The 14,977-nt window shown below is 73.4% G+C and carries 13 protein-coding genes; 5 read left to right on the top strand and 8 right to left on the bottom strand.

Annotation, left to right across the window (positions count from 1 at the left end; translation table 11 throughout):
- Window positions 1-319: 319 nt before the first annotated feature.
- Window positions 320-1,444: a site-specific integrase gene (locus LFA75_RS01900; RefSeq protein WP_225232079.1), complete on the top strand. Its 1,125-nt coding sequence runs from the start codon at window positions 320-322 to the stop codon at window positions 1,442-1,444.
- 34 nt (window positions 1,445-1,478) lie between these two features.
- On the opposite strand, the gene glnA is transcribed toward LFA75_RS01900, so the two are convergent.
- Window positions 1,479-2,915 (bottom strand): type I glutamate--ammonia ligase, encoded by a 1,437-nt coding sequence (glnA, locus tag LFA75_RS01895; RefSeq protein WP_225232078.1) that lies wholly within the window; start codon window positions 2,913-2,915, stop codon window positions 1,479-1,481.
- A gap of 177 nt (window positions 2,916-3,092) precedes the next feature.
- On the opposite strand from glnA, the gene LFA75_RS01890 reads away from it, so the two are divergent.
- Entirely contained in the window at window positions 3,093-3,512 is a 420-nt protein-coding gene (locus tag LFA75_RS01890) for an RDD family protein (RefSeq protein WP_225232077.1), read from the top strand.
- A gap of 124 nt (window positions 3,513-3,636) precedes the next feature.
- Here LFA75_RS01890 and LFA75_RS01885 read toward each other — a convergent pair whose 3' ends face one another.
- The 3 genes from LFA75_RS01885 to LFA75_RS01875 form a co-directional block, all read right to left on the bottom strand.
- A complete protein-coding gene (locus tag LFA75_RS01885) occupies window positions 3,637-4,461 on the bottom strand; it encodes a DUF4191 domain-containing protein (RefSeq protein WP_225232076.1) in 825 nt (274 codons plus the stop codon).
- Window positions 4,462-4,520: 59 nt separating this feature from the next.
- Window positions 4,521-5,465: a lipoyl synthase gene (gene lipA, locus LFA75_RS01880; RefSeq protein ID WP_225232075.1), complete on the bottom strand. Its 945-nt coding sequence runs from the start codon at window positions 5,463-5,465 to the stop codon at window positions 4,521-4,523.
- Between the two features lie 102 nt (window positions 5,466-5,567).
- A complete protein-coding gene (locus LFA75_RS01875) occupies window positions 5,568-6,965 on the bottom strand; it encodes a hypothetical protein (protein WP_225232074.1) in 1,398 nt (465 codons plus the stop codon).
- Window positions 6,966-7,081: 116 nt separating this feature from the next.
- Between LFA75_RS01875 and LFA75_RS01870 the strand changes: the two genes are divergently transcribed.
- Window positions 7,082-8,011: an LLM class F420-dependent oxidoreductase gene (locus tag LFA75_RS01870; RefSeq protein WP_225232073.1), complete on the top strand. Its 930-nt coding sequence runs from the start codon at window positions 7,082-7,084 to the stop codon at window positions 8,009-8,011.
- On the opposite strand, the gene LFA75_RS01865 is transcribed toward LFA75_RS01870, so the two are convergent.
- A complete protein-coding gene (locus LFA75_RS01865) occupies window positions 8,012-8,596 on the bottom strand; it encodes a TIGR03086 family metal-binding protein (protein ID WP_225232072.1) in 585 nt (194 codons plus the stop codon).
- Between the two features lie 62 nt (window positions 8,597-8,658).
- Between LFA75_RS01865 and LFA75_RS01860 the strand changes: the two genes are divergently transcribed.
- Window positions 8,659-9,609: a helix-turn-helix transcriptional regulator gene (locus tag LFA75_RS01860; RefSeq protein ID WP_225232071.1), complete on the top strand. Its 951-nt coding sequence runs from the start codon at window positions 8,659-8,661 to the stop codon at window positions 9,607-9,609.
- A 136-nt stretch (window positions 9,610-9,745) separates the two neighbouring features.
- A complete protein-coding gene (leuS, locus tag LFA75_RS01855) occupies window positions 9,746-12,592 on the top strand; it encodes a leucine--tRNA ligase (RefSeq protein ID WP_225232070.1) in 2,847 nt (948 codons plus the stop codon).
- A 26-nt stretch (window positions 12,593-12,618) separates the two neighbouring features.
- Here the strand turns inward: leuS and LFA75_RS01850 are convergent, their stop codons facing one another.
- The 3 genes from LFA75_RS01850 to LFA75_RS01840 are packed head-to-tail and all read right to left on the bottom strand — an operon-like array spanning window position 12,619 to window position 14,896.
- On the bottom strand, window positions 12,619-12,999 hold the full coding sequence (locus tag LFA75_RS01850) for a PPOX class F420-dependent oxidoreductase (RefSeq protein ID WP_225232069.1): 381 nt from the start codon (window positions 12,997-12,999) through the stop codon (window positions 12,619-12,621).
- The gene (gene lipB / locus LFA75_RS01845; RefSeq protein ID WP_225232068.1) at window positions 12,996-13,652 is read right to left on the bottom strand and encodes a lipoyl(octanoyl) transferase LipB; all 657 of its coding nucleotides are present in this window, start codon (window positions 13,650-13,652) and stop codon (window positions 12,996-12,998) included. Before lipB ends, LFA75_RS01850 begins: the two co-directional genes overlap by 4 nt.
- A complete protein-coding gene (locus LFA75_RS01840; protein WP_225232067.1) occupies window positions 13,649-14,896 on the bottom strand; it encodes an FAD-dependent oxidoreductase in 1,248 nt (415 codons plus the stop codon). Before LFA75_RS01840 ends, lipB begins: the two co-directional genes overlap by 4 nt.
- Window positions 14,897-14,977 lie beyond the last annotated feature (81 nt).

The following is a 14,977-nucleotide window of genomic DNA, read 5'->3' as shown; positions in this document are numbered from 1 at the left end:
TTGCGGGCGGCAGCGTCAGAGGTGTAAAAGAGCCGGCAGCGACGGGGGCTCGGCCGCGGCCCGAGCCCCCGTCGCTGTCCGAGCCCCGTCCCAGCATCGGTCCCTCCCGCGGCCGATGACCCCCCACTCCGTCCCGCCGGGAACGTCGCGCGCCGCGGCGACGTCCCTGCCTGGGTCAATGCCCAGCGCGACCTGGACAAGCGCAAGTGACCTTGACGTCGAGTGTTGTGTCGGACCTGCAGGCGAACGTGTGCCTGTTTCTGGAGTGCTCGCTCTGTCGCCGCGACGGCCGAGCCGAGGAGGACAAGGAGGGCCCCCGATGGCCGTAGTCATTGACCGGTGGCGGCGGCGGGACCGCGCGACCGGGAAGCTCGTTCCCACTGCGCGCGACGGCAGGGGGTTGCGCTACCTGTCGCACCTCCGCGATGCCGCTGGACGTGAGGTCACCAAGGCCTTCGTGCTGAAGCGAGACGCGCAGCGGTGGCTCGACGAGCAGACGGCGGACATGGTCCGGGGCACGTACGTGCACCCCACCGCGGTCAAGACGACGGTCGGGGAGTGGTGCGAGACATGGCTGTCCGGCTACGCCAGCAGACGTCCCAGAACCGTCCGACAAGCGCGGGTGCACATCGCGCGGATCACGACCACCTTCGGCAACCGTCCCTTGGCCGCGGTGCGCCCGTCGGATGTGAAGTCCTGGACGGCCAGGCTCAAGGCTGACGGCCTTGCTGACAGCTACGTCTACGCGCTCCACAACCGGCTGTCGCAGCTGATGAGCGACGCCGTCCATGACGGCATCCTGGCGCGCACCCCTTGTTCCCGACGTACGACTCCGGGCGCCGGCAAGCCCCGCCCCTACGTCGCCACCACCGAGCAGGTGTGGGCGCTGCATGATGCCGTCGCCGAGCACCTGCGACCGGCGATCCTGCTCGGCGCCTTCGTCGGTCTGCGGACAGCCGAGGCCGTGGGCCTCCGGGTGGTGGACGTTGACTTCATGCGCGGCGTCGTCAGGCCAGTGCAGCAGCGGGACGGCGAGCCGTTGAAGTCCGAAACCAGCCGGACCCCGCTGCCGATCCCGTCCGAGCTGGCGCTTGAGCTTTCCGCTGCGGTGGCCAGGTCGGGCGGCGACTACGTCGTCACGGACGGCGCTGGGCGGCAGTCCTCAACGTGGGCCATCGAACGGGCGGTGCGGGCGGCGCGATCGAAAGTCGAAGAGTTGCCGGAAGGGTTCCGCTTCCACGACCTCCGGCACTACCTGGCCTCACTGCTCATCGGTAGCGGCCTCGACGTGAAGGTCGTCCAACATCGGCTCCGGCACGGGTCAGCGAAGACGACCTTGGACACCTACGGCCATCTATGGCCCGACAGCGACGAGTCCGCACGAGCCGCCGTGGGTGCAGTGCTGGCGGCTCGTGCGGACTGTCTGCGGACTGGCGAACCCTGACCGCTAGGAAGTGCAGGTCAGAGGGCCGGTTTCGTCAGATGTCGTAGTACATGGCGAACTCGTGCGGGTGCGGGCGGAGGCGGATCGGGGTGATCTCGTTCTCCCGCTTGTACTCGATCCAGGTCTCGATGAGGTCCGGGGTGAACACGCCACCGTCGAGCAGGTAGTCGTGGTCCACCTCGAGCCGGTCGAGGACGGCGTCCAGGGACGCGGGCACCTTCTCGATGCCCAGGGCCTCCTCGGGCGGCAGCTCGTAGAGGTCCTTGTCGACCGGGGCCGGGGGCTCGATCTTGTTCTTCACGCCGTCCAGGCCGGCCATCAGCATCGCCGAGAAGGCGAGGTAGGGGTTGGCCGACGGGTCGGGCACGCGGAACTCGATGCGCTTGGCCTTCGGGTTGTCGCCCGAGATCGGGATCCGGGTGCACGCCGAGCGGTTGCGCGCGGAGTAGACCAGGTTGATCGGGGCCTCGAAGCCGGGCACCAGGCGGTGGTAGCTGTTGACCGTCGGGTTGGTGAAGGCCAGCAGCGACGGGGCGTGCTTGAGCAGGCCGCCGATGTAGTGGCGAGCCATGTCCGACAGGCCCGCGTAGCCGGTCTCCGCGGCGAAAAGCGGGATGCCGTCCTTCCACAGCGACTGGTGGCAGTGCATGCCCGAGCCGTTGTCGCCGAACAGCGGCTTGGGCATGAACGTCGCCGTCTTGCCGTGCGCCCAGGCGGTGTTCTTGATGATGTACTTGAACAGCATCAGGCTGTCGGCCGAGCGCAGCAGGGTGTCGAACTTGTAGTTGATCTCGGCCTGCCCGCCGGTGCCCACCTCGTGGTGGCCGCGCTCGAGCTCGAGGCCCGCGTTGGCCAGGTTCATCATCATGGCCGAGCGCAGGTCGCTCTGGTGGTCGGTCGGCTCGACGGGGAAGTACCCGCCCTTCTGGCGGGTCTTGTAGCCCAGGTTCGGGCCCACGCCGTTCTCGCCGGTCGCCGAGCCCGAGTTCCAGGAACCCTCGACGGCGTCGATGTGGTAGTAGCCCTCGTTGATCGAGGTGTTGTGGCGCACCGAGTCGAAGACGTAGAACTCGGCCTCGGGGCCGAAGTACGCCGTGTCGGCGATGCCGGAGCTGGCCAGGTAGGCCTCGGCCTTCTTCGCCACGTTCCGCGGGTCGCGGGAGTAGGACTCCCGGGTGATCGGGTCGTGGATGAAGAAGTTGACGTTCAGCGTCTTGTAGGTCCGGAACGGGTCCACGAAGGCGCTGTTCGCGTCGGGCAGCAGCAGCATGTCCGACTCGTTGATGGCCTGGAACCCGCGGATCGACGAACCGTCGAACCCGAGTCCGTCGGTGAAGGTGTCCTCCCCGAAGGTCTCCGCCGGGATGGTGAAGTGCTGCATGACGCCGGGGAGGTCGCAGAACCGGACGTCGACGAACTTGACGTCGTTGTCCTGGATGTACTTCGTGACCTCGTCGGGAGAGTTGAACATCGATCCTCCGGGGGTGGGCGGACGGCCGACTCGGAAGCTACGAGCGAGGAGTTGCCCTCGGGTGTCCCGCATGTTTCCTCGCGGTAACACCGGCTCCGGCGTGTCGCGGTGATCCCGGGGAGCGGGCCGCGGACGCCGTCACCGGGTCACCGCCGTCGGTCGTCCTACGCTGGCGGCATGGTCAGGGACGAGACACCACCCTCTCAGGGCCGCGTCCGGGGAGCCGCGCTGGGCCTGCCCGCGACCGGTCCGGGTTCCGTCGCCGGCTTCGGTGCCCGCGCGGTGGCGTTCGTCGTCGACGCGCTGCTGGCCGCCGTGGTCGCCGCCGCGGTGGTGCAGGGCATCCCGGAGAACTGGAGTCTGCTGTCCTTCGGCCTGATCACCGTCGTGTCGCTGGTGCTCGTGGGCCGCACGCCGGGGCAGGCGCTGCTCAAGCTGCAACTGGCCCACCCCCGGCAGGGTGAGCGGGTCGCGCTGTGGCGGGCCGTCGTCCGGACCGCGCTGCTGATGCTGCTCGTGCCCGCCCTCGTGGTGGACGGCGACGGTCGCGGCCTCCACGACCGCCTGACCCAGACCGCCGTCATCCGCTCCGTCTGACCACTGCTCGGTCGTGACGAGGGGGCCCGGAGGGTCCCCGAGGATCGACGGACGCGCTCAGCCCACCCGGGGGACGGCACCTGGCCGCGGTGCGATCCGGAGGATCGCGATGTGCGCAGCCCGCTTACCGACGGCGCATCTGGCGCTGGCTGACCGACATCTGGCGGCCGCCGGGCATCGGGCCGCCGGGGATCGGCATCCGGGCACCGCCCAGGGCGTTCATCCGCTTGCCCAGGCTGTTGACCTCGGCGCCGTCCAGGTTGCGCGGCAGCTTCATCACGTGCGAGGACAGCTTCTTCAGCGGGACCTGGCCCTCGCCGTCGCCCACGGTGATGTCGTAGATCGGGGTGTCGCCGACCACCTTGGCGATGCGGCGCTTCTCCTGGGCGATGAGCGGGCGCACACGCTGCGGCTGGCCCTCGGCGACCAGGATGATGCCGGGCCGCCCCAGCACCCGGTGGACGGCGTCGAGCTGGGCGGTGCCGGCGACGCCGGAGGAGACCCGCCAGTCACCGCGCATGCCCTCCAGGACCCAGGCGGCTGCGCCGGGCTGACCCTCGACCTGGCGGTAGGCCGAGCCCTGCGCGCGGCGGCTGAAGACGATCAGCGCGGCCAGGAGGCCCAGCAGGATCGCGATCGGGATGAACAGCAGCGGCGCGCCGAAGAGGATCGCGACCAGCTCGACGACGGCGGCGACCACCACGAAGGCGATCAGCATGATCCAGGGCAGCTTGGGGTCGTTCTTGTACGTCAGCTTGTAGGCCTGCTTGATCTGGCCCAGCGACGTCGTGAACTTCTTCCAGCGACCGACCTTGGGCTTGCCGTCCTTGCCGAGCTTCTGGCCCGCGCCGGACGCCTTGCTGCCGGTCGACTTCCCGCCGGACGCCACGGCACCCTTGCCCTTGCTCGTCGCGGGGGCCGGGGTGTCTGTGGGCTTGCTGCGTGCCATGCGCCCGAGGATACGGCCCCGGTGCCCCGACGCCGTGCGCCCGTCGCCGGAGCTGCCCGTCAGACCGCGGGGGTGAGCCCGCGCGCCTCGACGGCCTGCTGGTAGAGCCGGCCGGCGCGGTAGGAGCTGCGGACCAGCGGCCCGGCCAGCACGCCCGGGAAGCCGATCTCCTCCGCTTGGGCGGCGAAGTCGACGAACTCCTGCGGCTTGACCCAGCGGACGACGGGGTGGTGCCGCGGGCTGGGGCGCAGGTACTGCGTGATGGTCAGCAGGTCGCAGCCGGCGTCGTGCAGGGCCTGCATGGTCTCGGTGACCTCGTGCGGCTCCTCGCCCATGCCCAGGATCAGGTTGGACTTGGTGACCAGGCCGGCCTCGCGGGCGGCGGTGATCACGGCGAGCGAGCGCTCGAAGCGGAAGCCGGGGCGGATGCGCTTGAAGATCCGCGGCACCGTCTCCACGTTGTGCGCGAGCACCTCGGGGCGGGAGGAGAAGACCTCGGCCAGCTGGTCGGGCTCGGCGTTGAAGTCCGGGATCAGCAGCTCGACGCCGCAGCCGGGGACCTGGGCCTTGATCTGGCGGACGGTCTCGGCGTACAGCCAGGCCCCGCCGTCCTCGAGGTCGTCGCGGGCGACGCCGGTGATCGTGGCGTACCGCAGCTGCATCGTGGCGACGCTCTCGGCGACCCGGCGGGGCTCGTCGCGGTCGAAGTCCGCGGGCTTGCCGGTGTCGATCTGGCAGAAGTCGCAGCGCCGGGTGCACTGGTCACCGCCGATGAGGAAGGTGGCCTCGCGGTCCTCCCAGCACTCGTAGATGTTGGGGCACCCGGCCTCCTCGCACACCGTGTGCAGGCCCTCGCGCTTCACCAGCGACTTGAGCTCGGTGTACTCGGGCCCGGTCTTCAGCCGGGTCTTGATCCACTCGGGCTTGCGCTCGATCGGGGTCTGGGAGTTGCGGACCTCCAGGCGCAGCAGCTTGCGGCCGGCCGGCTCGATCGTGGCGCTCATGATCGCCACGGTACGCCTGTGCGCCGGTCCTGCAGATGCGACGAGGGGCACCCCGGCCGTGGCCGGGATGCCCCTCGCGGGCGTGCTGGGGGTGCTGCTCGATCAGCCCTCGCGGCCCAGCGGGGGCTTGTCGAGGGTCTCCGCGCTGGGGACGGTGTTCACCTGCGGCGCGCCGTCGTCCGAGGTCGACTGCGCGTCGTGGTGCTTGCCGTCGCGCCAGCCCAGGTCGGTGCTCTCCGGGGTGGCGTCGCCGGGGGCGTCCTCGGCCGTGGAGACTGCCTGGCCGCCGTCGGTCGGGGTGGTCGAGTCGTCGGCGGGGTCGTCGGTGGTCGGCACGGGGTCCTCCCGGTAGGTGGGCACCGGACCGTCGCCGGTGGGGGCAGGGGTCCACGGGTCGTCGGCCGCGGTGGCCCGCCGGACGACGGCGAACACCGCGCCGCCGACGCCGAGCGCGACGAGCAGCCACGGCCAGCGGCGCGGCTTCTTCTCGATGCCGACGGCCCGCTTGAGCGAGGTCGAGGTCGCCGCGGCCTGCTTGCGGGTGTCCTTGCCGGCCTTCTGCGCGGCCTTGGCGAGCTCCTTGCGGCGCTTCTCGGCCTTCTTGGACAGCTTGTCGGCCTTCTTGCCTACGGCCTTGCGGTTGGCCTCGGCGGCCGACCGCAGCTCGGCCACGCGGGCGGCAGCCTGGTCGCGGGCGGCCTCGGCGGCCGCGGCGGCATCGGAGCGGGCCGAGGTGGCCTGCTTCTTCACCGTCTTGGCCCGTGCCGCGGCGTCCTTCTGCAGCTGGGCGGCCGTCTTCGCGGCCTGCTTGCGCGCCCTGCGGGTGGTCTCACCGCTGTCGGCCGCGGCTGCGGCGACGGTGCTGCCGGCGGCCGTGGCGGCCGAGGCGAGCTCGGCACGACGGGCCTCGAGCTCGCCACGGGCGGTCTCCAGCGTCGCGACGAGGTTGCCCTTGGCGTTGTGCAGCGCCGGGGCGGCGGCGTCGCGCGCGGCCTCGAAGCGCGGGCCGACGGCGGCCTGCACCCGGGGGGCGAGGTCCTTCTCGAAGGTCTTCTGCGCGTTCTTGGCCAGCTCCTCCAGGCGCGGGCCGGCGGTGTCCCGGGCCTCGGCCAGCTTGGGACCGGCGGCGGCGACGGCGGTGGCCACCCCGGCGGCGGCCGCGTCGCGGGCGGCCTCCAGGCGCGGGACGACGTCCTTCTCGTAGACCTTCTGGGCGTTCTTCAGCTGCGGCGCCAGCGACTTCTGCGCGGCCTCCAGGCGGGGCTCGAGCGCGTCGCGGGCGGCCTCCAGACGGGGGCTCACCGCGGCCACGGCGGCCTCGATGCGGGGGGCGACGTCCTTCTCGAGCGTCTTCTGCGCGGACTTGGCAGCGGCCTCGTACCGCGGGCCGAGGTGCTCGGCGGTGGCCCGGCTCGCCTCGCCGACCGCGGAACCGATGTGCGCGAGGCCCTCCTGCAGTTCTGCGCCGATGACCTGGGCATGGCTCTTCTTGCGGAACACGAGTGCACCTCCGAGTTGATCGTCTCGGGTCATCCTGCCCGCAACCAGGCCGGACCACACCCTGGAGCACCAGGTGTGACCTGCGGCGCCCCCGCCGGGCGTGCCAGCCTGGGGTCATGCAGCTGCGCGTGTTCACCGAGCCCCAGCAGGGTGCGACCTACGACGACCTCCTCGCCGTGGCCCGGCGGGCGGAGGAGACCGGCTTCGACGCCTTCTTCCGCTCCGACCACTACCTGGCCATGGGCGGGGACGGGCTGCCCGGGCCGACCGACGCCTGGTTGACCCTGGCCGGGCTCGCCCGCGAGACCAGCACCATCCGGCTGGGCACCCTGATGACCGCCGGCACCTTCCGGCTGCCCGGGCCGCTGGCGATCTCGGTGGCGCAGGTCGACCAGATGAGCGGCGGCCGGGTGGAGCTTGGCCTCGGTTCGGGGTGGTTCGAGGCCGAGCACACCGCCTACGGCATCCCGTTCCCCCCGCTGCGCGAGCGCTTCGACCGCTACGCCGAGCAGCTGGCCGTGGTGACCGGCCTCTGGTCCACGCCGCCGGGGGAGACCTTCTCCTTCGCCGGCGAGCACTACGCGGTGGTGGACTCCCCGGCGCTGCCCAAGCCGGTGCAGCCCGGCGGCATCCCGGTGCTGGTGGGCGGCCGCGGCAAGGAGCGGACGCCGGCCCTCGCGGCGCGGTACGCCCAGGAGTTCAACACCCCCTTCGCCTCCGCCCCCGACGCCGCCGTCCTGTTCGAGCGGGTGCGGGAGGCCTGCCGGGCGGTCGACCGGGATCCGGCCGACCTGGTGCTCAGCTCCGCGCTCGTGCTCTGCGTGGGCGCCGACGACGCCCAGCTGGCCCGCCGGGCGGCCGCGATCGGCCGGGACGTGGACGAGCTGGTCGCGAACGGCGTCGCCGGGTCACCTGCGCAGGCGGTGGACACCCTGGGCCGGTTCGCCGAGGCCGGCGCGACGCGGGTGTACCTGCAGGTGCTCGACCTGGCCGACCTGGACCACCTCGACCTGGTCGCCGAGCAGGTGGCCCCGCAGCTGGGCTGATCAGGCGATCGCGCGCGGGTCCCGTCCCTGCCACGCCACCAGCGCCTCCAGGGGGCTCGCGTCGGCGGGCGCGGCCACCTCGGGGCCGAACGGGAAGCCCGGCGGGCGCTCGCCCCGGGGCAGCAGCTGGTGGCTGGCCGCCGAGCCGACCGCCACGACGTCGTCGGCCACCACGACCGGACGACCGACGGCGGTGCCGACGTCCCAGGCGTGGGTGACCAGCTCGCCGACGTAGGTCGCCAGCAGGGCGGCGCCGGGCATGGTGCCTGCGGGGTGCGCGAGCTCGCGGGTGAGCAGCGCCGGGTCCGACCAGACGGCGAGCGCGTCGTCGGCGGCCGTGCGCAGCGCCCCGTCGACGTCCTCGACGGGGGCGGGCACCGGCGGGACATCGGCCGGGGCGCCGCCGCGGCCGACGGGGGCGACCCGGCGGAACACCGGGAGCAGGGGCCCGCGCAGGGCGGCGACGTCGAGCTCGGTGCAGGGCGTGGACCGGCCGAGGTCCTGTGCGGGGAGGTCCAGGACGACGTCGAGGGTCGCCCGGGTGGCGGCGGCGAAGGCCGCACGGGGGTCGCTGGTGGAGGTCATGGACCCACCCTCGTGGCTGAACAGGCCACCTCGTGGCCGGTTCTGGGGGCAGGATCACCGGTGTGCGCGCCGACCGGCTGATCGCCGTCCTGCTGCTCCTGCAGCGGCGCGGCCGGGTGACGGCCGCCCAGGTCGCCGCCGAGCTGGAGATCTCCGAGCGCACGGCCCGGCGCGACCTGGAGGCCCTCGGTCTGGCCGGCGTCCCGGTCTACAGCTCTCGGGGCCGAGGTGGCGGCTGGGCCCTGGTGGGCGGCGCCCGCACCGACCTCACCGGGCTCACCCAGCCCGAGGCGCAGGCCCTGTTCCTCACCGCCGGGCGCAGCGACACCGCGGCCGGCCGGGCCGGCCTGCGCAAGCTGCTGGCCGCGCTGCCGTCGGCGTGGCAGGCCGAGGCGGAGCGGGCGGCCGGCGCCGTGCTGGTGGACACGGCGTCGTGGGGCGGGCCGCCCGAGCCGGACCCGCCCTGCCTGGCGGCGCTGCTGCGGGCGGTGGTCGACGGCGAGCAGGTGGAGCTGTCCTACCGCGGCCCGGCCGGGTCGAGCAGCCGTGCGGCCTCCCCGCTGGGCCTGGTCAGCAAGGACGGGCGCTGGTACCTGCTGGCCGGCACCGCCGCCGGCGAGCGCACCTTCCGGCTGGACCGGGTCACCGCGACCCGTCCGCTGGATGTGCCGGTGCAGCGGCCGGAGGGCTTCGACCTGCGCCGGGCGTGGGAGCGCCGCCGGGGTGAGTTCGAGCGGGACCGGCACGTCGAGCGCACCGGCGTGCTGGTCGACCCCGGTCTGCTGCCGCGGTTGCGCACACTGCTGGGCCACCGGCTGGTCGAGGGTGCACCGGTCGCGGACGACGGCCGGGTGCCGGTCCAGGTGCTGGGTCCGGTGCCCGAGGTGGTGGCGCTCGAGCTGGCCGGCTTCGGCGCCCGTGCGGAGGTCACCGACCCGGCCGGCCGGGCCCAGCTGCGCCGGCTGGCCGCCGAGCTGGCTTCGCTGTACGGGCCCGGGCCGGGGGCGGGGTAACCTCGCGGCGTGTCCGGTGGACTGCTCCTTCCGAGGCCGTGCTGAGCGCACCTCCTGCGTCAGCACGGCAACCCCTCCTGCGTGAGGGGTTTTTTCATGCCCACCCACCGGCACCGGCACCCCAGGAGCACCGACCATGAGCGACACCGTCCCCGCGCACCGGTACACCCCGGAGCTGGCGCAGCAGATCGAGCTGGCCTGGCAGGACCGCTGGGAGGCCGAGGGCACTTTCCGCACGCCCAACCCGACCGGCCCGCTGAGCGACGGCTTCGAGCGGGTGGCCGACCGGCCCAAGGCGTTCCTGATGGACATGTTCCCGTACCCGTCGGGCGCCGGGCTGCACGTCGGCCACCCGCTGGGCTACCTGGGCACCGACGTGACCAGCCGGTTCCTGCGCATGGACGGGCACAACGTGCTGCACCCCATGGGCTTCGACGCCTTCGGGCTGCCGGCCGAGCAGTACGCGGTGCAGACCGGTCAGCACCCGCGCGTCACCACCGAGGCCAACATCGCGGCGATCTCCGCGCAGCTGCGCCGCCTGGGCGTCGACCACGACACCCGCCGCACCTTCGCGACCATCGACCCGGGCTACTACAAGTGGACCCAGTGGATCTTCACCCAGATCTTCGGCGCGTGGTTCGACACGGTCGCCGGGAAGGCCCGGCCCATCGCCGAGCTGGTCGCCGAGCTGGACGCCGGCACCCGTGAGCCCGACACCAACCCCTTCGACCGGCCCTGGGCCGAGCTGACCGAGGTCGAGCGCCGCCAGGTCGTCGACCTGCACCGGCTGGCCTACCTGAACCAGGCCCCGGTGAACTGGTGCCCCGGGCTGGGCACCGTGCTGTCCAACGAGGAGGTCACCGCCGACGGGCGCTCCGAGCGCGGCAACTTCCCGGTCTTCCGGCGCCCGCTGACCCAGTGGATGATGCGGATCACCGCCTACTCCGAGCGGCTGCTGACCGACCTGGACCGGCTGGATTGGTCGGACTCGCTCAAGCAGATGCAGCGCAACTGGATCGGCCGGTCCACCGGCGCCCGGGTGCGGTTCGGCGACATCGAGGTGTTCACCACCCGCCCGGACACCCTGTTCGGCGCCACCTACCTGGTGCTCGCCCCCGAGCACCCGCTGGTCGAGGCGCTGACCGCCGACGCGTGGCCCGCGGACGCCGACCCGCGCTGGACGGCGGGGGCGGCCACCCCGGCCGAGGCCGTGGCGGCCTACCAGCTGCAGGCCTCGCGGCGCTCGGAGCTGGACCGCCAGGCCGAGGGCCGGGAGAAGACCGGCGTCTGGCTGGGGACGACGGCGGTCAACCCGCTGACCGGCGCCGACCTGCCCGTCTTCGTCGCCGACTACGTGCTGACCGGCTACGGCACCGGCGCGATCATGGCCGTGCCCGGCGAGGACACCCGCGACTTCGAGTTCGCCGAGGTCTTCGGCCTGCCGGTGGTGCGCACCGTGCAGCCCCCGGAGGACTTCGCGGGCGGGGCCTACACCGGCACCGGCCCCATGATCAACAGCTCCAACGACCGGCTGTCCCTGGACGGGCTGGACAAGGCCGCCGCCATCGCCACGGTGACCGGGTGGCTGGTGGCCAACGGGTACGGCGAGGCGACCACGACCTACAAGCTGCGCGACTGGCTGTTCAGCCGGCAGCGCTACTGGGGCGAGCCGTTCCCGATCGTCTACCCGGTCGACGGACCGGACGCCGGCCTGCCGGTCGCCGTCCCGGTCCAGCAGCTGCCGGTGCTGCTGCCCGACGTCGACGACTACTCGCCCAAGACGTTCGCCGACGACGACGCCACCTCGGCACCCGAGCCGCCGCTGTCGCGCGCGACCGAGTGGACGACGGTGGAGCTGGACCTGGGCGACGGCCCGCGCACCTACCGCCGCGAGACCAACACGATGCCCAACTGGGCCGGGTCGTGCTGGTACTACCTGCGCTACCTGGACCCGGCCGACGACGAGCGCTTCGTCGACCCGGAGCTGGAGGCCTACTGGATGGGCCCGCGCAGCGAGGGCGACGTCGGTGGTGTCGACCTGTACGTCGGCGGCGTGGAGCACGCCGTCCTGCACCTGCTGTACGCCCGGTTCTGGCACAAGGTGCTCTTCGACCTGGGCCACGTCAGCTCCGAGGAGCCGTTCCGCCGGCTGGTCAACCAGGGCTACATCTCCGCCTACGCCTACACCGACGCGCGGGGCTTCCACGTGCCCGCCGCCGACGTGGTGGAGCGGGACGGCGGCTACTTCTACGAGGGCGCCCCCGTCGACCGCGAGTACGGGAAGATGGGCAAGAGCCTGAAGAACGTGGTCACCCCCGACGAGATGACGGCGGCCTACGGGGCCGACACGTTCCGGGTGTACGAGATGTCCACCGGCCCGCTGGAGCAGTCCCGTCCGTGGGAGACCAAGGCCGTGGTCGGGTCGCAGCGGCTGCTGCAGCGGATCTGGCGGGTCGTCGTCGACGAGGTGACGGGTGAGGTGCGGGCCGCCGACGAGGCGCCGTCGATCGACACGCTGAAGGCGCTGCACCGCGCGGTGGACGGCGTCCGCGACGGCATGACGACGCTGCGGTTCAACATCGCCATCGCCCGGATCACCGAGCTGACCAACCACCTGACCCAGACCTACGGGCAGTCCGGGCCGGTGCCGCGCCAGGTGTGCGAGTGGCTGACCCTGCTGGTCGGACCGCTGGCCCCGCACCTGTCCGAGGAGCTGTGGTCCCGCCTGGGGCACACCGGGTCCTCGGCGTGGGCGTCGTTCCCGGTGGCCGACCCGGCCTACCTGGTCGACGACACCGTGCAGATCGCCGTCCAGGTCAACGGCAAGGTGCGCGCCCAGCTGGACGTGCCCGCCGACGCCGACGCCGCGGCCCTCGAGGCCGTCGCGCTGGCCGACCCGAGGATCGCCGAGCTGCTGGTGGGCAAGACGGTGCGCAAGGTCGTCGCCGTCCCCGGCCGGTTGGTCAACGTCGTCGCGAACTGAGGAAGGACCCCCTCGCCGCCCGGGACTCAGGCGGCGGGGGAGATCCGGATCATCGCGCGGCGCTCCTGGCGGCGCAGGAGGCCGACCAGGCGGCCGGCGCCGTAGGTGATCCGCCACTGCCAGCCGTACCGGCGGGCCAGCGGCGCGATCGCGGCCGACCACTCCGCCGGCGGCAGCAGCCGGGCCTGCGCGTCGACGGCGTCGCCCTGCAGGTTCCCGCGGACGTCGCACGGGGCCACGGTCACCCGGGTGGTGTGCCGCAGCCGCTTGACCTTGCCGGAGTCGGCGCGGGTCCACACCACGAGGTCCCCGCCGTCCGGCGCCGCCCACACCGGGGTGGCGACCGGGTCGCCGGTCCGGCGGAAGGTGGTCAGGCTGACGTAGCGGCTGGTCGGGAGGGCGGTCACGACGCCAGGACAGGGGCGAGGACCGGGGAGAGGACGGCGAGCATCTCCTCCTCGACGGCGTCCACCACCTCGGACACCGGGACGTCGCGGCCCAGCTCGGCGGTCAGCGAGGTGACCCCGGCGTCGACGATCCCGCACGGGATGATGCCGCCGAACCCGGCCGCCAGGTCGGGGTCGCAGTTGAGCGCGAAGCCGTGCATGGTCACCCCGCGCGCCACCCGGACACCGATCGCGGCGATCTTGCGGTCCGGGCCGCGGGAGTCCGCCCGCACCCAGGCGCCGCTGCGGCCCTCGACCTGCTCGGTGGCCACCCCGAACCGCGCGCACACCGCGATCAGCGCGACCTCGAGCCGGCGGACGTGGGCGACCACGTCGAGCTGCCCGGCGAGCTTGACGATCGGGTACCCCACCAGCTGGCCGGGACCGTGCCAGGTGATCTTGCCGCCGCGGTCCACGTCCACCACCGGGGTGCCGTCCTGCGGTCGCTCGTGCGGCTCGGTGCGCTTGCCGGCGGTGTAGACGGCCGGGTGCTCCAGCAGCAGCATCGTGTCCGGGCCGGTGCCGGCCACGCGCGCCGCGTGCAGCTCGCGCTGGCGGTCCCACGCCTCCTGGTAGTCGACGAGGCCCGCCCGGATCACCTGCAGCTCGGTCACCGGTCCAGCGTAGGCCCGGCCGGGTGCAGCCGGCGCAGCACGGCGCGGGCGGTGCGGGCCCCCGAGGCCATCGCGCCCTGGATCGACGGGGTGTCCCGGTGGTCGCCGCAGACGAACAGGCCCTCGCCGAGGTCGACCGGTCGCCGGTGCTGCAGCGGGGGCAGCGCCGCGGGCTGCGCGCCGGTGACCGTGACGCTGGTCAGGTGCTCCAGGTCGGTGGTCGCCACCCCCTGGGCGCGGGCCACCTCCTCGCGCACCTGCGCCTCGGTGGTGGGGTCCAGCGTCGAGCTGGCCACCAGGGCCCGGCCGTCGGGGCTGTAGGCGGGCTGGGCGTCGCTCACCACCACGGAGTTCACCAGCCGGCCGCCCGGTGCGCCCAGCACGATGAGCGGGGCCTCCCACGGCGAGCGCGGCAGCACGTGCAGGTGGGTGGTGACCTGCCGGGGCGCGGATGCCTGCACCGCCGGCAGCAGGCGGGACGCGGTCGCCGGGTCGGTGGCCACGACCACCGCGTCGGCCCGGGTCTCGCCCTCGGCGGTGCGGACGGAGGTGCCGGTCACCGCGGTGACCTCGGTCGACAGGTGCCGGGCGTGCGCCGGCACCCGCTCGGCCAGCTGCTCGCCGACGGCCTGCATGCCGCGGGCGGGCAGCCCGATCCGGCCGCGCACGAAGCTGCGCCACAGCAGGTCCAGGTACCGGCTGGAGGTGGCCAGCTCGGACTCCAGGAGCACCCCGGACAGGAAGGGCCGGAAGAACCGCTCGAGGGCGAGCTCGCCGACCCCGGCGCGCCGCAGCGCGTCGATCGCCGGTCGCTCGTCGGCGGCCAGCAGCCGGGCGACCGGCAGGTAGCCGGCGCGGGCGGAGAACAGCCCGATGGCGGCCTCCTGCAGCAGGTTGCCGATCGGGGCCCGGACCGTGTCCACCACCGCGGTCGGGTGCCGCCGGGGGTCGACCACCCGGTGCGGGGTGCCGTCGACCCGGATGACCGCGCCGGTCCAGAACCAGCCCAGGTCCAGCGCGGCCAGGTCGAGGTCGGCGGCGCGGGGGTAGCCGGTGTTGAGGACCTGGAACCCCCGGTCGACGGTGAACCCGTCGACCCGCGTGGTGGTCAGCCGGCCACCGGGGTGGTCGGCGGCGTCGACCAGGTGGACGTCGCGACCCGCGGCGGCCAGCCGGGCGGCCGCGGACGACCCCGCCAACCCGGCACCGACGACGACGACCTCGACCCGAGCTGGCAACGACATGCTCCGAACCTAGGCGGAGGGTCCGTCACCGACCTGTCGAGCTGTGGACCGGCGGGCGGCCTGTGGACAACTCCGGGCCGG

It is taken from the genome of Klenkia terrae, from assembly GCF_900491935.1.
GTDB classification, from domain to species: Bacteria; Actinomycetota; Actinomycetes; order Mycobacteriales; family Geodermatophilaceae; genus Klenkia; species Klenkia terrae.
This window is presented reverse-complemented; position numbering and strand designations above follow the sequence as displayed.